Origin of the sequence: Pseudomonas sp. Os17, from assembly GCF_001547895.1 — a bacterium.
In the GTDB taxonomy this organism is placed as follows: Bacteria; Pseudomonadota; Gammaproteobacteria; order Pseudomonadales; family Pseudomonadaceae; genus Aquipseudomonas.
Genome location: NZ_AP014627.1, coordinates 5,397,179 through 5,416,264, shown reverse-complemented (window position 1 = coordinate 5,416,264; position 19,086 = coordinate 5,397,179). Strand labels below are relative to the sequence as shown.

Below are 19,086 nucleotides of genomic sequence, written 5' to 3'. Positions count from 1 at the left end.
CTCAAGCGTTCTCCCGTTTTGCCGCGCACAGGCGTTCCAGTCCCGGCACCGCCAGGTTCATCAGCAGCACGGCGAAGGCGACGCCGTCGGGGTAGCCGCCCCACGTCCGGATCAGGTAGGTCAGCAGGCCGACACCGACACCAAACAGCAACCTGGCTTTTTCCGTCTTGGGTCCCGATACCGGCTCGGTGACGATAAAGAACGCGCCGAGCATGCTGGCGCCGCTGAGCAGATGAAACAGCGGTGAACCGTGGGAGTCCGAGCCCGTGCCGTTCCAGCACACCAGGCTGATGACCAGGAGGCTGCCCAGCATGCCCACCGGCGCCTGCCAGCCGATGACCCGCTGCTGCAGCAGAAACAGGCCTCCGGCAAGAAATCCCAGGTTGATCCATTGCGCGGCCCGACCGCCGAAATGGCCGAAGGCCGGGTTGCTGGCAAAGAGTTCGTCGAGGGTCAGGCTCTTGTTGATGCGCAGACTGTCCAGCGCCGTGGCCTGGGCCCAGGCATCCGCTTGCAGGCCGTTAGAGAGGCCGAAGACGTGTTGCAGCCCCGCGCCCAGGTCCATGGCGTGCGGCGCGGGCCAATGGGTCATCGATTGGGGAAAGCACAATAAGGCCAGGGCGTATCCGAGCATCGCCGGATTGAACGGGTTCTGGCCGACTCCACCGTACACCTGCTTGCCCAGGGCAATGGCTGCCGCCGCGGCGCTGAGCGGCAGCCACCAGGGGCAGTAAGGTGGCAACGCCAGGGCCAGCAAGGTGGCGCTGACCAGGGCGCTGCCGTCGCCAAGGCCGGTTGGCAGCGCACGCTTTCTCAGCAACAGCGCCAGGGCTTCCATGGCCAGGGAGCCGCCTATCGCCAGCAACAGGTTGAGCAGTACGCCCCAGCCGAACCACCACAGCAACACCAGCAGCCCGGGCAGCGTGGCCAGCAGCACGCGCTGCATGGCCTGGCGCAGGCGCTGGTCGACGCCGTCAGCAGTCAGCATGGGCCTTCACCTGGCGTTCGGCCTCGTGCAAGCGCGCTTGAGCCTGGGCCAGTTGCTCGGCATGAGTGTCAGGCTGGCGCTGCAGCTTGTTCAGTTCGGCGCGGGCGTAGGCCAGTTCGGTTTTCAGTTGCCGCAGTTGCGGATCGATCGGGCGCTTTTCGCTACGCATCAGTACCGGGGCCGGTTTGCCGCTGGCGTCCTCGGCGGCGTGCAGCGCCTGTTCGGCGGCCGCCAGGGCGGCGCTCAAGGCGTGTAGCTCGGCGTCGGAGGCTTGCGCTGCCTGGGCCTTTTTCAGTTCGGCGCGGCGGGTGGCCAGCTGGATCTTTGCCCGCTTGAGTTCGGCGTCCTTGGCCACGGGGGCCGCCGCAGCTGGCGCCGCCGACTCCAGCTGAGCCAGGGCCTGCTCGGCGGCTTCGAACTGACGCTGCAGCACGATGAGCTGTGCCTGCTGCTCGAAGGTCGGTGGGTGGCCGAAGGCCTTGAGGGATTTGTGCAATTGAGCCCGGCTCATGGCCAGCTCGATCTTGGCTTTTTTCAGCGCCGCGTCGTCGGCAGCGGCTTTCTGCGCGCGGACCCGTTCGATGGCAGCCTGCAGCGGATTCTGGCTGTCGTCGGCAGCCTGCGCGGCTTTCTGCGCGCGAGCCTGACGCTCGGCCAGGCGCCGGGCTTCTTCCCGTTGCAAGCGCTCGTTGCGTTGTTCGAAGCGCCGTCGCGCCTGTTCGCGCTTGCTGTTGCGGGCCTGCAGTTGCTCGGGGCTGGTGGCCAGGCCGCCAACAATCGGCACCACCTTGGCCTCCGGGAGCGGCAGCATATCGATGCAGTCCACCGGACAAGGCGCCACGCACAGGTCGCAACCGGTGCATTCGTCGATCAGCACGCTGTGCATCCATTTGGCCGCGCCGACGATGGCGTCCACCGGGCAGGCCTGGATGCACTTGGTACAGCCAATGCACTCCGCCTCGCGGATATGGGCGATCTGTGCCGGCGCTTCGCCGCGGCTGCGGTCCAGTTCCAGTACCGGTAACTGCAACAGTTGCGCCAGGCCGGCAATGGTTTCCTGGCCTCCGGGCGGGCACTTGTTGATGGCCTCGCCGTTGGCGATGCCCTGGGCGTAGGGCTTGCATCCGGGATGGCCGCACTTGCCGCATTGGGTCTGGGGCAGCAGGGCATCGATGCGTTGAATCAGACTCATGTTTTGATCAGTCCGTTGAAGCCGAAAAACGCCACCGCCATGAGACCGGCGCTGATCAGGTCGATCGGCAAGCCGCGCCAGGGCAGGGGAATATCGTTGGTGGAAATACGCTGGCGCAAGTCGCTGAACAGACTCAGCACCAGCCAGAAACCCAGTCCGGCGCCCAGGCTCATGGCACTGAGGGTGGCCAGGTCCAGATCGTCCCGGGTGCCGATCAGCAGCAGGCCGAGCATGCCGGCATTGCCCAGAAGCAAGGGCCAGAGGCCTTCGAACGGCAAGCGCGGCAGGGCCCGGGACAGCAGCTTCAGCAGCGGTTTGATCAGCAACAGGCTCAATGGCAGCCAGATGAACAATTGCAGCGCCGCCAGCCCCCAGGGCTGCAACAGCCCACGGTAAAGGATATGCCCCAGCACGCTGCTGAGCAGCATCAACACCGTGGTCGCCAGCCCCAGGGCATGAACCCGTTGCCGGTTGCTACCGTCGGCCTGCAACAGCGGATCGACGCCCAGCGGCCATTGCAACACGAAGTTGTTGATCAGGACGGTGCTGAAAAGGGCGAGCAGGAACTGGGTCATGGTGGCGGCCGGTGCGGGCAGGCTATCCCTCAAGAGTAGGCAAACTCTGCGCGCACGCAGGGTCGCCAGATATGCAAATCCCCCCGTTGCGCCTGGGCGCGACGGGGGGATGGGGGGCTGCGTGGAGGCTTACTTGATCCGCTGGCCAGGCTTGGCGCCGCTGTCCGGGCTCAGCAGGTAGATCTCTTCGCCGCCAGGGCCGGCAGCCATCACCATGCCCTCGGAAATGCCGAACTTCATTTTCCGCGGCTTGAGGTTGGCGATCATCATGGTCAGGCGACCATCCAGCTTGGACGGGTCCGGGTAGGCGCTCTTGATTCCGGAGAACACGTTGCGTTGCTCATCACCGATATCCAGGGTCAGGCGCAGCAGCTTGTCGGCACCTTCCACGGCTTCGGCCTTGACGATCAGGGCGACACGCAGGTCGACGGCGGCGAAGGTGTCGAAGTCGATTTCCGGCGACAGCGGATCCTTGGCCAGTTCGCCGTTGCCTGCAGGTGCTGCGGCACCGGTGTCGGTCTGGCTGGCGGTCAGGTCTTCTTTCGAGGCGTCGGTCATGGCTTGTACTTTTACCGGGTCGATCCGCGTCATCAGCGGCTTGAATTCGTTGAGCTGATGGTTGGCCAGCAGGTGCTGGTGGTCGTTCCAGGTCAGCGGCGCCACGTTGAGGAACGCCTCGGCATCGGCGGCCAGCAGCGGCAGCACCGGCTTGAGGAAGATCACCAACTGGCGGAACAGGTTGATGCCGGTGGCGCAGATGGCCTGCACCTCGGCCTGCTTGCCTTCCTGCTTGTTCAGCGACCATGGGGCCTTGTCGGCGATCCAGGCGTTGGCGCGGTCGGCCAGGGCCATGATTTCGCGCATGGCGCGGGCAAAGTCGCGGGCTTCATAGGCGTCGGCGATGCTTGGTGCGGCGGCCAGGAAGGCCTCGGTCAGCTCGGGGGCGGCATTGCTGTCGACCATCACCCCGGCATTGCCTTTGTGGATGAAACCGGCGCAACGGCTGGCGATGTTGACCACCTTGCCCACCAGGTCGGAGTTGACCTTCTGCACGAAGTCTTCGAGGTTCAGGTCCAGGTCGTCGACGCCACGGCCCAGCTTGGAGGCGTAGTAGTAGCGCAGGTATTCCGGCGACAGGTGCTCCAGGTAGGTGCGGGCCTTGATGAAGGTGCCGCGGGACTTGGACATCTTCTGGCCATTGACCGTCAGGTAGCCGTGGACGTTGATGCCACTCGGCTTGCGGTAGCCGGCGCCTTCAAGCATGGCGGGCCAGAACAGGGCATGGAAGTTGACGATGTCCTTGCCGATGAAGTGGTACAGCTCGGCGGTGGAATCCTTGCCCCAGAACGCGTCGAAATCCAGCTCCGGACGACGGTTGCAGAGGTTCTTGAAGCTGGCCATGTAGCCGATTGGTGCGTCCAGCCACACGTAGAAGTATTTGCCCGGCTCGTCGGGGATCTCGAAGCCGAAGTACGGCGCGTCGCGGGAAATGTCCCACTGCTGCAGGCCGGCATCCAGCCACTCGGCGATCTTGTTGGCCACGGCGTCCTGCAGGGTGCCGCTGCGGGTCCAGCTTTGCAGCATCTGCTGGAAGTCCGGCAGCTTGAAGAAGAAGTGCTGGGAATCCTTGAGCACCGGAGTGGCGCCGGAGATCGCCGACTTCGGATCCTTCAGGTCGGTGGGGGCATAGGTGGCGCCGCATTTTTCGCAGTTGTCGCCGTACTGGTCCTCAGTGCCGCATTTCGGGCAGGTGCCCTTGATGAAGCGGTCGGCCAGGAACATTTTCTTTTCCGGGTCGAAATACTGGGTGATGGAGCGCGTGGCGATGTGCCCGGCGTCGCGCAGCTTGAGGTAGATCTGGCTCGACAGCTCGCGGTTTTCCTCGGCGTGGGTCGAGTGGAAGTTGTCGAAGTCCACCAGGAAGTCGGCAAAGTCGGCGCTGTGTTCGGCCTGGACGTTGGCGATCAGTTGTTCCGGGGTGATGCCTTCCTTTTCCGCGCGCAACATGATGGCCGAGCCGTGTGCGTCGTCCGCGCAGACATAGATGCATTGGTTGCCGCGATGCTTCTGGAAGCGCACCCACATGTCGGTCTGGATGTACTCAAGCATGTGGCCAAGGTGGATGGAACCATTGGCATAGGGCAGGGCGCTGGTGACGAGGATCTTGCGTGGCTCGGACATGGGGCTCGGCTACTTGATGAAACGGAGGTCGGCCACTATAAAGCGCCGGCGCGGATTTTTCACCCTTCCGGACAGATTGTACGCAGCGGGCTCCCTCGCCACGAAGGAGTCGGCGGCGTAGGATAGCCGGCTGATTTTCCAGTCTTGTTATCGGAGTTGCCCATGAGCGCCGTCAATCGCGCAGCGGTGGAAGCCGTCCTTCGCCAGTACACCGACCCTTACCTGAACCAGGACCCGGTCAGCGCCGGCTGTGTGCGGGACATCGACGTCCAGGGCGACCGGGTCACGGTCCGCATGGAGTTGGGTTATGCCGCCGGTCTGTTCAAGAGCGGCTGGGCGCAGATGCTGCAATTGGCCATCGAAGGCCTGGACGGCGTCGGTTCGGCCAAGGTCGAGATCACCAGCGTGATCGCCGCGCACAAGGCCCAGGCGCAGATCCCGGGCCTGGCCAACGTCAAGAACGTGGTGGCGGTGGCGTCCGGCAAGGGCGGTGTGGGCAAGTCCACCACCGCCGCCAACCTGGCCCTGGCCCTGGCCCGCGAAGGCGCCAAGGTGGGGATTCTCGATGCCGATATCTATGGTCCGAGCCAGGGCATCATGTTCGGCATCGCCGAAGGCACCCGGCCAAAGATCAAGGACCAGAAGTGGTTCGTGCCCATTGAGTCCCACGGGGTCGAAGTCATGTCCATGGCCTTCCTCACTGACGACAACACGCCCATGGTCTGGCGCGGGCCAATGGTTTCGGGCGCCTTGCTGCAACTGGTGACCCAGACCGACTGGGGCAACCTCGACTACCTGGTGATCGACATGCCGCCAGGCACCGGCGACATCCAGCTGACCCTGGCGCAGAAAGTCCCGGTGGCCGGGGCGGTGATCGTCACCACGCCTCAGGACCTGGCCCTGCTGGATGCACGCAAGGGCGTGGAGATGTTCCGCAAGGTCAACATCCCGGTGCTGGGGGTGGTGGAGAACATGGCGGTGCACATCTGCTCCAACTGCGGTCATGCCGAGCATCTGTTCGGTGAGGGCGGCGGTGAGAAACTGGCCAGCCAGTACGGCGTCGAACTGCTGGCCTCGCTGCCGCTGTCGATGCTGATCCGTGAGCAGGCCGACGGCGGCAAGCCGACGGTGATCGCCGAGCCGGAAAGCCAGATCGCCATGGTCTATCAGGAACTGGCGCGGCATGTGGGGGCGCGCATCGTATTGCAGGAAGCCGCGGCGCCGGCGATGCCCAACATCACCATCAGCGACGACTGAAACCCCAGGCGGGTGGATCAGGCAGGAGCCGGCTTGCCGGCGCAGGCGCTGGCAAGATCGCCTTGGCCGGCAAGCCGGCTCCTAACGTTGCGATGACAGGATCAGACCCGCAGGCCGCCATCCAACTCCAGGATGCGTCCGGTGTAATAGTCGTTCTCGAAGATGTACGCCGCCGAGTGGGCGATCTCTTCCGGCTTGCCCATGCGCTTGAGGGGAATCCCCGAGGTCATCTTCTCCAGGGCTTCAGGCTTCATGCCCAAGGTCATCTCGGTTTCGATAAAGCCCGGGGCAATACCGGCCACGCGGATGCCATAGCGCGCCAGTTCCTTGGCCCAGGTCACGGTGGCCGCCGCGACCCCGGCCTTGGCCGCGGAATAGTTGGTCTGGCCAATATTGCCGGCGCGGGAGATCGAGGAGATGTTGATGATCGTGCCGCTGTTGTTCAGCTCGATCATTTTTGCCGCCACTTCACGGGTGCAGAGGAATACCCCGGTCAGGTTGACGTCGATCACCGCTTGCCACTGGGCCAGGCTCATCTTGGTCATTTCACCGTCCTTGACCTTGACCAGCAGGCCGTCGCGCAGGATCCCGGCATTGTTGATCAGGCCGTGGATGGCGCCGAAGTCCTCGGCCACCTGGGCCACCGTGTGGCTCACCTGTTCTTCATTGGCGACATTGCACAGATAGGCACGGGCCTCGACGCCCAGGGCCTGGCAGGCGGCGACCGCCTGATCGAGTTTTTCCTGGTTGAGATCGACCAGGGCCAGCCGCGCGCCCTTGGCCGCGAAATACTCGGCCATGGAGCGGCCCAGGCCTTGGCAACCGCCGGTGATCATGATTACTTTGTCAGTGAGTTGCATTCGCATGTCCCGCTAGCAGGTCTTGAGGGGTTGTCCTTGGTAGGGGAACCTCGGCTGACTGCCGGATCTGGCCTGGCTGCAGATGAGAATTGCCCTGTCGGCGTAGCTGGAACAATGCTCCAGGCGCCCGTCCGTTTTCGACGGATTTTACATGAGGAGTCACAAAGTGAGCGTTGAAGCTGCGAAAAATGCACGAGAACTGCTGCTCAAGGAGTATCGCGGGGTGCTGTCGACTCACTCCAAGGCCATGCCCGGCTTTCCCTTTGGCTCCGTGGTGCCGTACTGCCTGGACGCCGAGGGACGGCCACTGATTCTGATCAGTCGCATTGCCCAACACACGCACAACCTGCAGAAGGACTCCAAGTGTTCGCTGCTGGTGGGCGAGCGCGATGCCGACGACGTGCAGGCGGTCGGACGCCTGACCTATCTGGCCGAGGCCGAAAAACTCGAGGATGAACAGGCAATCGCTGCCGCGGCCGAGCGCTACTACCGCTACTTCCCCGAATCGCAGAACTACCACAAGGCCCACGATTTCGATTTCTGGGTACTCAAGCCGGTGCGTCATCGTTACATCGGCGGCTTTGGGGCGATCCACTGGATCGATCAGGTGACCCTGGCCAACCCGTTCGCCGGCAAGGCCGAGTCGAGCATGGTGGATCACATGAACAGCGATCATGCCAAGGCCATCGCCCATTACGTCGAGCTGACCGGGCTGCCCGACAGCGAGCCGGCGCAACTGGTCGGGATCGATGCCGAAGGCATGCACCTGCGCATTGGCCAGGCCCTTTACTGGCTGCCGTTCCAGGCGCCTTGCAACACGCCGACACAAGTACGCGAAGCCCTGGTTTTCCTGGCTCACGCCGATCAATGGCCGAAAAATCCAGCCGTTGGCGCTTGAATTCACGAATTGGCGACGTCATTTACGGTCTACTGGAAGGCATTCTTCCGCAGAGGAAACCATTTGATGCGCCCTTACCTGTTGCTCTTTTTACTGTTCCCGGTGCTGGAGCTGTTCGTCTTCGTCAAGGTCAGCGCGGCCATCGGGTTTTTCCCGGCCCTGCTGCTGATCATTCTCGGTTCGATGCTCGGTGTGCTGGTGTTGCGCGTGGCCGGTCTGGCCACGGCACTGCGTGCCCGTGAGAGTCTCAATCGCGGCGAACTGCCGGCCCAGCAGATGCTCGAGGGGCTGATGCTGGCCCTGGGCGGCGGCCTGCTGATCCTGCCCGGTTTCATCAGTGATGTATTCGGCCTGTTGATGCTGCTGCCGATCAGCCGTCGCCTGCTGGCCAACAAGATGCGCCAGCGCGCCGAGGAGCAGGCCCTGCGTCAACGCGCTTTTGCCGATGACATGCGCGCGGCCCGCGGCGGCCCTGCGCCGCAACAGCCATTGGGCCGCGAGCCCAATGTCATCGAGGGCGAGTTCGAGCATCGCGACTCGTAACTTGGCGGCTCCACTGCACGGCACCTTCGGGTGCCGTGTTCGTTTTGGTGCAAGCACCGCAAAAAAAATCACCGGTCAGCCCTTGTAATAACCTTATGCGCCCTTATGTAACGGTCACCGCAAGGTTTCTGGTGCTTACACCAGACAGACTTCCGCGGCTCGCTTGTCGAGTCGCACCCGGCACAGCCGGATTTGTTAACCCGCCGGTGTCGACACCGGCCGTTGAAAACCACAATTAGGAGAGATCGACAATGAAGCTTCGTCCTCTGCATGACCGCGTCGTCATCCGTCGCAGCGAAGAAGAATCGAAAACTGCCGGCGGCATCGTTCTGCCTGGTTCGGCTGCTGAAAAACCTAACCGTGGCGAAATCGTCGCTGTAGGTACCGGCCGTGTGCTGGACAACGGTGAAGTACGTGCGCTGGCCGTGAAAGTGGGTGACAAAGTGGTGTTTGGCCCGTACTCCGGCAGCAACACCGTGAAAGTCGATGGCGAAGATCTGCTGGTAATGGCCGAGAACGAGATTCTCGCTGTTATCGAAGGCTGATTTCCCGCGTATTTTCCCGCTACTACACAGTATTTAAGGAATATCGATCATGGCTGCTAAAGAAGTTAAATTCGGCGATTCCGCCCGCAAGAAAATGCTCACCGGTGTCAACGTTCTGGCTGACGCGGTAAAAGCGACCCTCGGCCCGAAAGGCCGTAACGTGATCATCGAGAAGAGCTTCGGCGCTCCGACCATCACCAAGGACGGCGTTTCCGTTGCCAAAGAAATCGAGCTGAAAGATCGCTTCGAAAACATGGGCGCGCAGCTGGTCAAAGACGTTGCCTCCCGTGCCAACGATGACGCTGGCGACGGCACCACCACCGCCACCGTTCTGGCTCAGTCGATCGTCAACGAAGGCCTGAAAGCCGTCGCTGCCGGCATGAACCCGATGGATCTGAAGCGCGGTATCGACAAGGCCACCATCGCCATCGTCAAAGAGCTGAAAGGTCTGTCCAAGCCTTGCGCTGATTCCCGCGCCATTGCTCAGGTCGGCACCATCTCCGCCAACTCCGACAACTCCATCGGCGACATCATTGCCGAAGCCATGGAAAAAGTCGGCAAGGAAGGCGTGATCACCGTTGAAGAAGGCTCGGGCCTGGAAAACGAACTGTCTGTCGTAGAAGGCATGCAATTCGACCGTGGCTACCTGTCCCCTTACTTCATCAACAAGCCGGACACCATGGTTGCCGAACTCGACGGCCCGCTGATCCTGCTGGTGGACAAGAAGATCTCCAACATCCGCGAAATGCTGCCAGTGCTGGAAGCCGTTGCCAAAGCCGGCCGCCCACTGCTGATCGTGGCTGAAGACGTTGAAGGCGAAGCCCTGGCGACTCTGGTTGTGAACAACATGCGTGGCATCGTCAAAGTCGCTGCCGTCAAGGCACCAGGCTTCGGCGACCGTCGCAAGGCCATGCTGCAGGACATCGCCGTTCTGACCGGCGGTACCGTGATCTCCGAAGAGATCGGCCTGAGCCTGGAAAGCACCACCCTGGAGCACCTGGGTAACGCCAAGCGCGTGATCCTGTCCAAAGAAAACACCACCATCATCGACGGTGCTGGCGTTGAAGCGGACATCCAGGCTCGTGTGACCCAGATCCGTCAGCAAGTGGCCGACACTTCGTCCGACTACGACCGTGAAAAACTGCAAGAGCGTCTGGCCAAGCTGTCCGGCGGCGTTGCAGTGATCAAGGTTGGCGCTGGCTCCGAAGTTGAAATGAAAGAGAAGAAAGCCCGCGTTGAAGACGCCCTGCACGCTACCCGTGCAGCCGTTGAAGAAGGCGTGGTACCTGGCGGTGGTGTAGCCCTGATCCGTGCTCTGCAAGGCATCAAGGACCTCAAAGGCGACAACGCCGATCAGGACGTGGGTATCGCTGTTCTGCGTCGCGCTATCGAAGCGCCGCTGCGCCAGATCGTTGCCAACTCCGGCGACGAGCCAAGCGTGGTGGTGGACAAGGTCAAGCAAGGTGCCGGCAACTTCGGCTACAACGCTGCCACCAGCGAATACGGCGACATGATCGAAATGGGCATCCTGGATCCAACCAAGGTGACCCGTTCCGCGCTGCAAGCTGCATCGTCCATCGGCGGTCTGATCCTGACCACCGAAGCCGCTGTTGCTGAAATCGTGGAAGACAAGCCTGCAGCTGGCGGCATGCCAGACATGGGCGGCATGGGTGGCATGGGCGGCATGATGTAAGCCAGCCTTACCCCTGTACTGAAAAAGCCCCGCCGGTGAAAGCCGGCGGGGCTTTTTTCATGCCTGGGATATGGGAGGCGCCTGGATCTTCGCGGGCAAGCCCGCTCCTACAGCGATGCACCTCTGTAGGAGCGGGCTTGCCCGCGAATGACTTCAGCGCTGACTCAACTCGGCCGCCGAGGCTTTTGGCGCCTTCCAGCCCAGCAACTGCTGCTTGAAGCCATAACTGGCGCTCTGGTAGTAACTGATCCCGCGCTGGATCAGTGGATCGCTGTCCGGCACCCGGGATTCCCGGCTGGCGCCCAGCGCCTGGTCATGGCGGCGCAGACCCTGGCGCGGGCTGAGAATCGCCAGGTCCTGTCCGTCGAACAGTCCCAGGTGCTGGTAGTTGCCCACCAGCACCCGAGGCGGCAGCGGGTTGTCCTGCAGCAGGTTGCGTCCGAAAAAGGTCGATTCGTAGTCCAGGTTCAACAGCCCCAGCAGGGTCGGCGCCAGGTCGATCTGACTGGCCAGTTGGGCACTTTCCCGCGCCGGGATCAGTTTGGGCGCGTAGACGAACAGCGGGATCTGATAGTTGCTGATGGGCAGGTCTTCCTTGCCCGCGCTGCCCGCCGTGTGGTCGGCGACGAACACGAAGATCGTGTTGTCGAACCAGGGCTTTTGCCGCGCGGCCTTGAGGAACTCGCCGATGGCGTAGTCGGTGTATTTCACCGCGCCGTCACGGCCATTGCCGGACTTGATGTCGATCCGGCCATCGGGGTAGGTGTACGGCCGATGGTTGGAGGTGGTCATCAGTTGCAGCAGGAACGGCCGCTGTTGGGCGTAGTCGGCATCGGCCAGCTTCAGGGTCTGGCCATAGAGGTCTTCGTCGGCCATGCCCCAGGCGTTCTTGAAGTGGATCTCGGATTCCTCGACGCTGCTCTGGTCCACCACCCGGTAGCCGTTGCCGCTGAAAAAGGCATTCATGTTGTCGAAGTAGCCGCGCCCGCCGTAAACGAACACGCTGTCGTAGCCCACGGCGCGCAGTTGCTGGCCCAGGCTGGCGAAGCCGCTTTCACGACCGATGCGTTTGACGATCGAGCGCCCGGGCGTGGGCGGGATCGCCAGGGTAATGGCTTCCAGGCCACGGTCGGTGCGGGTGCCGGTGGCGTAGAAATTGTTGAAGTACAGGCTCTGCCGGCGCAGCGCATCGAGGTTGGGGGTCAGGTTGCGCTCGTCACCATTGCTGCCCATGTACTTGGCACTGAAGCTCTCGAGGGTCACCAGGACGATATTCGGCGTGCGCGGTGTGCCCGGGTTATCGATGGCGCGGCGGATATCCAGCGGGTCCTGGCCAATGAAGCGGGCATTGGGCTCGTTCAGCTCGGCGCGCATCTGCCGCGCCACGGCCTCGGCGGGCAGGCTGCGATAGAACTGTGAATAGTCCAGTTCGTTGTTGCGAAAGGCGGCAAAGAACTGGTACGGGCCGTTGCTCGCCAGCTCATTCTGATAGGCATTGCCGCCCTGGGCGCGCGGACTGTCCTGGCTGAGCAGTTGCAAACTGGCCACGGCCACCAGCAACAGGCTCAGGGCGCTGAGCAGGCGACCGCGCAGGGGCGGCAAAGGCGCGTTCAGGGCGGCCAGCAGGGGCCTGCGCAGGACCAGGCTGAGGATCACCGCCGCCAGGGCCAGCAGGCTCATCAGCAGGCCGATGGGATAGGACTCGAGGATGTTGTTCATGACCTCGTCGGAGTACACCAGGTAATCGACGGCGATGAAGTTGAAACGCACGCCGAACTCATCCCAGAACAACCATTCCGCCACGGCGGTGAAGAGCATGGCGAACAAGCTGATGCTGAACAGGCCCTGCATCAGCCAGCGCAAGCCGCGTCGGCGCCAAAGGCTTGCCGGGCACAGCAACAGGCCCAGCCCCAGGGGCAGGGCGGCGTAGGCCAGGAAACCCAGGTCATAGAGCAGGCCGACGCCGAACACGGGCAGCCAGCCGCTACCGGCTTCGTTGAGGTGGGTCAGCAGGAGGGTGCTGCGGGTCAGCAGGAAAATCGCCAGCCAGGTGCCGGTCAGTAGCAGTACCAGGCGCGCGGGCGCGGTCTTGAGAAGGTCCATCGAGGGGGTGTTCCTTGTGGGCAAAACGGTCCGCAGTCTGAGGTTGTCCCTGTAGTCAGGTTGTGAACCCTCGGTGAAAAACTCGTTAAGACATTGATTGGATAACAGCGCTGCGGCAGCGGTCAGACAAGGCTGGCGGCGAGTCGGACTTGGCCTTAAGCTGCGCGAGCCAAGACGGCCGTAACTGTGTAGGGAGAGAGTTCCGATGCGAATTCTACTGGTTGAAGACAACCGCGATATTCTCGCCAACCTGGCTGACTACCTGGGGCTCAAGGGCTACACCGTGGACTGCGCCCAGGATGGCCTGTCCGGGCTGCACCTGGCGGCCACCGAGCATTACGACCTGATCGTGCTCGACATCATGCTGCCGGGAATCGATGGCTACACCCTGTGCAAGCGCCTGCGTGAAGATGCCCGGCGCGACACCCCGGTGATCATGCTCACCGCCCGCGACCAGCTGGATGATCGGCTGCAGGGCTTCAAGTCCGGCGCCGACGACTACCTGCTCAAGCCTTTTGCCCTCTCGGAACTGGCGGCGCGAATCGAGGCGGTAATGCGCCGTACTCAGGGCGGTGGTCGCCGTGCGTTGCAGGTGGGCGATCTCAACTATGACCTCGACACCCTCGAAGTCACCCGCGAAGGGCGTCTGCTCAAGCTCAACCCGGTGGGCCTTAAGCTGTTGGCGGTGTTGATGCAGAAGAGCCCCCATGTGTTGCGCCGGGAGATTCTCGAAGAAGCCCTGTGGGGCGACGATTGCCCGGACAGCGACAGCCTGCGTAGCCACGTTCATCAACTGCGCCAGGTGATCGACAAGCCATTTGCCAAGCCGCTGCTGCACACCGTGCATGGTGTCGGTTACCGGCTGGCCGAGGGCCGTGATGGAGTTTAAGCAAAGCCTTGCCCAGCGCATCATCATCGCCTTTGCCTTGATGAGCGCATTGGTGGCAGGGGCATTCGCCATGGGCATCGTGGCGACCGTGCATCTGGTGGAGGAGAAGCTCATCTCCGCCGGCCTGGGGGGCGACCTGCAACGCCTGTTGCTGATGGACGACGTCAACGATTGGCGGCATCGTCCCGAGCCCGACCAACTGTTCTACTACAGCGGCGGTCGCGGCGATTTCGAGTTGCCCAAGGACTTGCGCCATCTGGATCCAGGCTTCCATGAAGTGTTCCGCGAGCAGCTGTCCTACCACGCCATGGTCGAAGTGGTGGACGGCCGGCGTTACGTGCTGCTGCAGGACCAGAGCGATTTCGAAGAGCGCGAGCGGGTGCTGTTCGCCGTGGTGCTGGTGGGCTTCGTCCTGAGCCTGGCGCTGGCGGTGTTCCTGGGCTGGATCCTGGCGCGCCGGGTGATGGCGCCCGTCGTGCGCCTGGCCCGTCAGGTACGGCATCGAGATCAGTTACTGGGGTTGGCGCCGCCGTTGGCGCCGGATTATGCCGCGGATGAGGTGGGCGAGTTGGCCATCGCCTTCGACGCCACCCTGGGGCGCTTGCGTCAGGCCTTGAGTCGCGAGCGGCTGTTCACCAGTGATGTCAGCCATGAACTGCGTACGCCGTTGATGGTGTTGGCCACCTCCTGTGAGCTGCTCCTGGAGAACCCCGGGCTGGACCCGCGCGGACGGGCTCAGGTGGAACGGATTGCCCGGGCCTGCGAGGAGATGCGCGAACTGGTGCAGACCTTCCTGATGCTCGCGCGTGCCCAGCGAGAAGACGCCGGCATGGCGCCGCAACTGACCCTGACGCAAGCGGCCACCGATCTGGTCGGCCTGTGGCGCGAGTCCATCGAGGGCAAAGGCATCGAGTTGATCTTCGAGCCCGGCCAGCCCGGCGACACTCGCTACAACGCCACCTTCCTGCATGCGGTGATGGGCAATCTTCTGCGCAACGCCTTGCACTACACCGAGCAGGGCTTTATTCGCCTGAGCCTTGAGCCGGGCGGGTTTGTGGTGGAAGACAGCGGCGTGGGCATTCCCGAAGAGAAGCGCGAGGCGATGTTCCAGCCCTTCGTGCGCGGCGATGAAAAGCGTGGTGAAGGCTTGGGCTTGGGCTTGTCCCTGGTGCAACGCATCTGCGAGAACCAGGGCTGGAGCGTCAGCCTCACCACCATGATCCCCAATGGCTGTCGTTTTCACGTGCAGCTGCAACCAGCCAAGAGCTGAGTTTCCTGCTCCGGCCCTGTTATGCAGGGCCGGTCACTTGTCGTTTTTTGTTCCTCTGTGGCCCTAGGCCATTGCCGGCAGCCTGTAAAAATCTGAAATATCTTCCTGTCGGACGGTACGAAGTTTTCACAAAGGGATGACCTGTCGCTGACATGCCGCTGCCTAAGGTGGCGCCATCAGCTACAGGAGACCTTGATGATGGCCAAGCCGATCAGGCTGGAATTTTCCGACAAGTACGATGCCCAACACGCCGAGCAATACCTGCAGAAGCATCAGGATGGCCTGGCCCGTCGTTTGTCCCATTGGCGCGATGAACAACTGGCCCGCGCGGCCTTGGCCGCTGCCGGCGAGCCGGGGCTGGTGCTGGACCTGCCTTGTGGCGCTGGCCGCTTCTGGCCGTTGCTGGCGCAGAAGGCCAACCGGGTCATCATTGGCGCGGACAATTCATCGGCTATGCTGAGCACCGCCATGGCGGCACAGCCTGCCGACGTGGTGAGACGGGTACGGCCTTTGCAAACGTCCGCCTTTGCCATTGATTTGCCGGACAACGCCGTGGACTGCATTTTTTCCATGCGGCTGTTGCACCATGTGGGCCAGGCCGAGCATCGGCTGGCGTTGTTGCGGGAGTTCCAGCGCGTGACCCGCGACAGCGTGATCATCTCGCTGTGGGTTGACGGCAATTTCAAGGCCTGGAAGCGCAAGCGCCTGGAGCGCAAGCGGTTGTCCGCAATGGGGCCGGAGACTTACCAGAATCGTTTCGTGTTACCGGCGGCCACCGTCGAAAAAGAGTTCAGGCAAGCCGGTTTTCGTGTCCAGGAGCACCTGGATTTTGTTCCGCTCTACGCCATGTGGCGAGTGTACGTATTACGAAAGAGGTAACGGATGGTTGTTGAATCTGCTTCGCAAATGGATGCTGCGCCCTCGGATCGCTTCGAGTACTTCTGGAACAGACAAGGTGAATGGGTCGAGGAACCCAATCAGCGTCGAGGCGGTGAAAGCGGTGTGCAGCGCATTGTGAGCAGCAGCGGGCGTCTGCTCTATGCCAAGCGCCAGATCGGGCACATTTATCGAAGCGTGCTGCACCCTTTCGGGCGACCGACCGTCTTGCGCGAACTCGCCGCGTTGCAAGGCCTGCGGGTGCTCGATGTGGGGGTTCCGGAACTGGTGTTCTGTGGTGCTCGGCGCGATCCGCAGAATCGCTGGCAGGCCCTGCTGGTGACCGCGGCGCTCGATGGCTTTGTGGAAATCGACAACTGGTACGCCGCCGGTGAGCGTGAGCGCCTTGGTGAAGCGTTCCATGAGCGTTTGCTGGAGGCCCTGGCGGTGACCCTGGCGCGCATGCACAAGGGGCGCTGGCAACATGGCTGCCTGTACGCCAAGCATATTTTCGTGCGTGTGGAAGGCGAGGGCGAGCAGGCCCGGCCACAGATCGCTTTGCTGGATTTCGAGAAGTGCCGGCAGCGCCTGAGCAGTCAACGAGCAGCAGCCCACGACCTCAAGCAACTGCGCCGCCATTCGTCGTGGAACGACACGGATTGGCAAAAGCTCTACTACTTTTACAAAACGGCGTTTGGCAGCTCCATCAAAGGTTTATAGCTATGAAGCTAGAAATTGCACGAGGTGTTTTCCTGGCAGGAGCCTTGGCAGTTGCTTCCTTGGCCCTGGTTGTCTGGGAGCAGCCGCGAACGCAGGTGCTCAGTGCCGCTCAAGGGGAACATTGTCCTTTGCCGCGGGTTGCCAAATCGACAACCGCCGCGCGGCCCGATCATGAGCTGCTGTTGTTCATGTTCGGCATGAGCCAGGGCTTGAAACCCCAGAGCTGAACCTATTCTCCTGCCCAACCAAAGGCCTCGCCATGCGAGGCCTTTGGCATGTCTGGGGCTCGGGCATTGGCGCTGCCCGCTGCCCGGAGGCTGTTCAGACCAGATGCAAATGGTTGTCCCAGAGCCCGGCGGGCAGTTCCAGGGGCTTGGCCACAATCTGCTGCTGACGACAGTCATAGAAGCGGCAGCGGCCTTGGCCTGAGGTCACCACGAAGCCGTCGGCCACGGCACCGACCCCGGCGCAGTCCGGCAGAGGCGCGTCGACCCGCACCGCGCCAGTGTCCAGATCCCAGATGAAGAAGCGGTTGCCCCGCGGGGCGGTCAGGGCCACCAGGCGCAAGTCGCTGTGGACGGCAACGCTGGCGGTGTAGTGCCCCATGGCCTGCAGCTGCTGCTCGGGGACCGGGAAAGGCGCAAAGGGCTGGCCCGGGCGCTTGATCGCCAACAGCTCCGAGGATTCGTGGGCGGCGCCCATGAACTGCTGGCCGGTGACGATGGTGCCGTCGCTGGCGATGCCCATGTGGCGCACGCTGTTCATCTGCTGGGCCAGGGTTTCCTTGCTCAGCAGGGTGCCGTCACGCTGCATCAGCACCAGGCTCGGCTCCATGGCATCGAGGTTCATCTCCACCCGGCTTTCGGCTTCGGTGCGGATACCGCCGTTGGCCACCACCAGGGTTTCGCCGTCGGGCATCCAGGACACTTGATGCGGACCGATGCCATGGGTGGACAACTCGCCGCTGTGCACCAGGCGTTCGCCTTCAAAGCGGTAGACCCCCAGCAGGCCGCGCCCCGGATCACGGGTGTCGTTCTCGGTGGCATACAGCCACTGGCCGTCCTTGTGGATCACTGCGTGGCCGTAGAAATGCCGGTCAGGCTGCGAGCTCAGGGTTTGCAGCAGGCTGCCGTCCCGCAGGTCGATCAGGTAGCTCTCGGTGCCCGGACGCCGGGCCACGAACAGCGCGATCGGCAGTTGCGGGTGATTGATGATGTCGTGGCAACGCTGGCCGACCTGGGTAGCAAACACCTGTTTACCGTCCAGCTGATAACCGACGGCGTAATGCTTGCCGTCACCATCATCCCTGGCCGACAGCAGCAGGGGCTGCTTGTCCTTTTGCTTGAACAGCGTCCAGCCGCCCAAGGTCACCGCACTGAGCAGCAGGCTGCCCAGTGCCAAAGCCTGACGTCGCAGCATCATCAGTCACCGTCGTTGGCGTTGAAGCCCAGTTGGATGCCCAACGCCTTGGCCAGTTCGCCTTCGTGCAGGCGGTGGACCACGTTGAGGCTGTCGTACAGATCGTTGAGCTGCTGGCGCCCGGCGTCGTCATTGAGCATTTCAGTGAGCGAGCGCTGGGTGCTGGCAAAGAGTTTCAGCGAGGCGGCGTAGGCGGCGTCGATCTTCTCGGCCAACGGTTTCTGGTCGGCCGGCAACAGGCCACGCAGGCCCTTGTTGTCGACCCCGGCCCAGACGGTCTGGGCGGCGCTGAGGCTGGCTTCCAGGCCCTGCAGGGACGACTGGCTGCGCCAGGCATCGGCCTGGAACGGCTGGGGGATGCCCTTGGTCTGGCGGCCCATGGGCGTACCGAGTTTCTTCTTCAGGGTATCCAGAGCGGTGACCTGAACCCGCAGCAGGTCGGCGATGGCCTCGTGGGAATCGGCGTAGCGCTGGTTGGGGAACTTGCTCATCTGCGCGAGCATGCCGTCGTTGGTGTTCCAGCTCGACAGGATCTCTTCGGCCAGTTGCTTCTGGCGTTCACCGATGGCGGTCAGCAATGGGCAGTAGCGGGCTTTCTGCGCGCTGTCGGCCATGTCGATCTTGCTGTCGAAGAGGATGTATTCGTAGGCCGACAGGCCTTGCACCACCACGCTGGACTTGGCCAGGGCCGCGGCATCGATCTGCGGGGTGGCGCTGACCAGTTGCTCGACCTGACGGCCCACCAGGTTTTTCTTGTCCGGCCAGAACTGCACCTGCCAGGAGCGGTTGCCCTCGGCCAGCGGACCGATCAGCAAGGGCTGCAGCTCGGCCCAGGCCTTTTGCGCATGGAGGAAGTCGGCCCGGGCGGTGTCCAGGCTTTCCTTGCCTTCACAGAAGGCCAGGGCGCTGATGGCCAACTGGCGGTCGGCATCGACCCAGCGGCTGTAGGTCGGCAGGATGACCTGTTTGGCGATGGCCGCCGAGGTCACGGCTTGTGGGTCCTGAGGCGCGCAGGCGCCCAGGGCGAGTGCAGCCAGGCTGGTGAACAGCAGTTTGGGGCGGAACATGTTCGGGCTC

Annotated in this window: 18 protein-coding genes; 10 read left to right on the top strand and 8 right to left on the bottom strand. The window is 62.9% G+C overall.

Features of this window, described 5'->3' with window-relative positions:
- Window position 1: 1 nt before the first annotated feature.
- From POS17_RS23775 to metG, 4 genes are all read right to left on the bottom strand, one after another.
- Entirely contained in the window at window positions 2-988 is a 987-nt protein-coding gene (locus tag POS17_RS23775) for an RnfABCDGE type electron transport complex subunit D (RefSeq protein WP_060840793.1), read from the bottom strand.
- Entirely contained in the window at window positions 975-2,180 is a 1,206-nt protein-coding gene (gene rsxB, locus POS17_RS23770; protein WP_060840792.1) for an electron transport complex subunit RsxB, read from the bottom strand. The genes POS17_RS23775 and rsxB overlap by 14 nt, the downstream gene beginning before the upstream one ends.
- Complete coding sequence (locus tag POS17_RS23765) at window positions 2,177-2,755, bottom strand: Rnf-Nqr domain containing protein (protein WP_060840791.1); 579 nt, start codon at window positions 2,753-2,755, stop codon at window positions 2,177-2,179. Before POS17_RS23765 ends, rsxB begins: the two co-directional genes overlap by 4 nt.
- 129 nt (window positions 2,756-2,884) lie before the next feature.
- Entirely contained in the window at window positions 2,885-4,936 is a 2,052-nt protein-coding gene (metG, locus tag POS17_RS23760; RefSeq protein ID WP_060840790.1) for a methionine--tRNA ligase, read from the bottom strand.
- Between the two features lie 162 nt (window positions 4,937-5,098).
- On the opposite strand from metG, the gene apbC reads away from it, so the two are divergent.
- The gene (gene apbC, locus POS17_RS23755) at window positions 5,099-6,193 is read left to right on the top strand and encodes an iron-sulfur cluster carrier protein ApbC (protein ID WP_060840789.1); all 1,095 of its coding nucleotides are present in this window, start codon (window positions 5,099-5,101) and stop codon (window positions 6,191-6,193) included.
- Between the two features lie 101 nt (window positions 6,194-6,294).
- Here apbC and POS17_RS23750 read toward each other — a convergent pair whose 3' ends face one another.
- The gene (locus POS17_RS23750) at window positions 6,295-7,053 is read right to left on the bottom strand and encodes an SDR family oxidoreductase (RefSeq protein ID WP_060840788.1); all 759 of its coding nucleotides are present in this window, start codon (window positions 7,051-7,053) and stop codon (window positions 6,295-6,297) included.
- Between the two features lie 166 nt (window positions 7,054-7,219).
- Here POS17_RS23750 and POS17_RS23745 point away from each other — a divergent pair, with 166 nt between their 5' ends.
- From POS17_RS23745 to groL, 4 genes are all read left to right on the top strand, one after another.
- On the top strand, window positions 7,220-7,951 hold the full coding sequence (locus POS17_RS23745) for a HugZ family pyridoxamine 5'-phosphate oxidase (protein ID WP_060840787.1): 732 nt from the start codon (window positions 7,220-7,222) through the stop codon (window positions 7,949-7,951).
- A gap of 66 nt (window positions 7,952-8,017) precedes the next feature.
- On the top strand, window positions 8,018-8,494 hold the full coding sequence (locus tag POS17_RS23740) for an FxsA family protein (RefSeq protein ID WP_060840786.1): 477 nt from the start codon (window positions 8,018-8,020) through the stop codon (window positions 8,492-8,494).
- A gap of 251 nt (window positions 8,495-8,745) precedes the next feature.
- On the top strand, window positions 8,746-9,039 hold the full coding sequence (locus tag POS17_RS23735; RefSeq protein ID WP_011063093.1) for a co-chaperone GroES: 294 nt from the start codon (window positions 8,746-8,748) through the stop codon (window positions 9,037-9,039).
- A gap of 49 nt (window positions 9,040-9,088) precedes the next feature.
- The gene (groL, locus tag POS17_RS23730; protein ID WP_016965560.1) at window positions 9,089-10,732 is read left to right on the top strand and encodes a chaperonin GroEL; all 1,644 of its coding nucleotides are present in this window, start codon (window positions 9,089-9,091) and stop codon (window positions 10,730-10,732) included.
- Between the two features lie 153 nt (window positions 10,733-10,885).
- Here the strand turns inward: groL and POS17_RS23725 are convergent, their stop codons facing one another.
- On the bottom strand, window positions 10,886-12,835 hold the full coding sequence (locus POS17_RS23725) for an LTA synthase family protein (RefSeq protein WP_060840785.1): 1,950 nt from the start codon (window positions 12,833-12,835) through the stop codon (window positions 10,886-10,888).
- Window positions 12,836-13,040: 205 nt separating this feature from the next.
- On the opposite strand from POS17_RS23725, the gene colR reads away from it, so the two are divergent.
- The 5 genes from colR (at window position 13,041) to POS17_RS23700 (ending at window position 16,817) form a co-directional block, all read left to right on the top strand.
- Entirely contained in the window at window positions 13,041-13,724 is a 684-nt protein-coding gene (gene colR, locus POS17_RS23720; protein WP_060840784.1) for a two-component system response regulator ColR, read from the top strand.
- Window positions 13,714-14,994 carry a sensor histidine kinase gene (locus tag POS17_RS23715; protein WP_060840783.1) on the top strand — a complete coding sequence of 427 codons (1,281 nt, stop codon included), beginning with the start codon at window positions 13,714-13,716 and terminating at the stop codon, window positions 14,992-14,994. Before colR ends, POS17_RS23715 begins: the two co-directional genes overlap by 11 nt.
- A 198-nt stretch (window positions 14,995-15,192) precedes the next feature.
- On the top strand, window positions 15,193-15,873 hold the full coding sequence (locus POS17_RS23710) for a class I SAM-dependent methyltransferase (protein WP_060842008.1): 681 nt from the start codon (window positions 15,193-15,195) through the stop codon (window positions 15,871-15,873).
- A gap of 3 nt (window positions 15,874-15,876) precedes the next feature.
- Window positions 15,877-16,590 (top strand): lipopolysaccharide kinase InaA family protein, encoded by a 714-nt coding sequence (locus POS17_RS23705; RefSeq protein ID WP_060840782.1) that lies wholly within the window; start codon window positions 15,877-15,879, stop codon window positions 16,588-16,590.
- Window positions 16,591-16,592: 2 nt separating this feature from the next.
- Complete coding sequence (locus tag POS17_RS23700) at window positions 16,593-16,817, top strand: hypothetical protein (RefSeq protein ID WP_060840781.1); 225 nt, start codon at window positions 16,593-16,595, stop codon at window positions 16,815-16,817.
- 94 nt (window positions 16,818-16,911) lie between these two features.
- Here POS17_RS23700 and POS17_RS23695 read toward each other — a convergent pair whose 3' ends face one another.
- Complete coding sequence (locus tag POS17_RS23695; RefSeq protein WP_060842007.1) at window positions 16,912-18,009, bottom strand: DUF1513 domain-containing protein; 1,098 nt, start codon at window positions 18,007-18,009, stop codon at window positions 16,912-16,914.
- A 2-nt stretch (window positions 18,010-18,011) separates the two neighbouring features.
- Window positions 18,012-19,076 (bottom strand): imelysin family protein, encoded by a 1,065-nt coding sequence (locus tag POS17_RS23690; RefSeq protein ID WP_060840780.1) that lies wholly within the window; start codon window positions 19,074-19,076, stop codon window positions 18,012-18,014.
- Between the last annotated feature and the right edge of the window lie 10 nt (window positions 19,077-19,086).

Excerpts from the sequence above, each read along its gene's own strand:
- POS17_RS23700 (WP_060840781.1), top strand. The coding sequence starts at position 16,593 with ATGAAGCTAGAAATTGCACGAGGTGTTTTCCTGGCAGGAGCCTTGGCA.
- POS17_RS23765 (WP_060840791.1), bottom strand. The coding sequence starts at position 2,755 with ATGACCCAGTTCCTGCTCGCCCTTTTCAGCACCGTCCTGATCAACAAC.
- POS17_RS23775 (WP_060840793.1), bottom strand. The coding sequence starts at position 988 with ATGCTGACTGCTGACGGCGTCGACCAGCGCCTGCGCCAGGCCATGCAG.
- colR (WP_060840784.1), top strand. The coding sequence starts at position 13,041 with ATGCGAATTCTACTGGTTGAAGACAACCGCGATATTCTCGCCAACCTG.
- POS17_RS23710 (WP_060842008.1), top strand. The coding sequence starts at position 15,193 with ATGGCCAAGCCGATCAGGCTGGAATTTTCCGACAAGTACGATGCCCAA.
- POS17_RS23695 (WP_060842007.1), bottom strand. The coding sequence starts at position 18,009 with ATGCTGCGACGTCAGGCTTTGGCACTGGGCAGCCTGCTGCTCAGTGCG.
- rsxB (WP_060840792.1), bottom strand. The coding sequence starts at position 2,180 with ATGAGTCTGATTCAACGCATCGATGCCCTGCTGCCCCAGACCCAATGC.
- groL (WP_016965560.1), top strand. The coding sequence starts at position 9,089 with ATGGCTGCTAAAGAAGTTAAATTCGGCGATTCCGCCCGCAAGAAAATG.
- POS17_RS23715 (WP_060840783.1), top strand. The coding sequence starts at position 13,714 with ATGGAGTTTAAGCAAAGCCTTGCCCAGCGCATCATCATCGCCTTTGCC.
- apbC (WP_060840789.1), top strand. The coding sequence starts at position 5,099 with ATGAGCGCCGTCAATCGCGCAGCGGTGGAAGCCGTCCTTCGCCAGTAC.
- POS17_RS23750 (WP_060840788.1), bottom strand. The coding sequence starts at position 7,053 with ATGCAACTCACTGACAAAGTAATCATGATCACCGGCGGTTGCCAAGGC.
- POS17_RS23725 (WP_060840785.1), bottom strand. The coding sequence starts at position 12,835 with ATGGACCTTCTCAAGACCGCGCCCGCGCGCCTGGTACTGCTACTGACC.
- POS17_RS23740 (WP_060840786.1), top strand. The coding sequence starts at position 8,018 with ATGCGCCCTTACCTGTTGCTCTTTTTACTGTTCCCGGTGCTGGAGCTG.
- POS17_RS23690 (WP_060840780.1), bottom strand. The coding sequence starts at position 19,076 with ATGTTCCGCCCCAAACTGCTGTTCACCAGCCTGGCTGCACTCGCCCTG.
- POS17_RS23705 (WP_060840782.1), top strand. The coding sequence starts at position 15,877 with ATGGTTGTTGAATCTGCTTCGCAAATGGATGCTGCGCCCTCGGATCGC.
- POS17_RS23735 (WP_011063093.1), top strand. The coding sequence starts at position 8,746 with ATGAAGCTTCGTCCTCTGCATGACCGCGTCGTCATCCGTCGCAGCGAA.
- metG (WP_060840790.1), bottom strand. The coding sequence starts at position 4,936 with ATGTCCGAGCCACGCAAGATCCTCGTCACCAGCGCCCTGCCCTATGCC.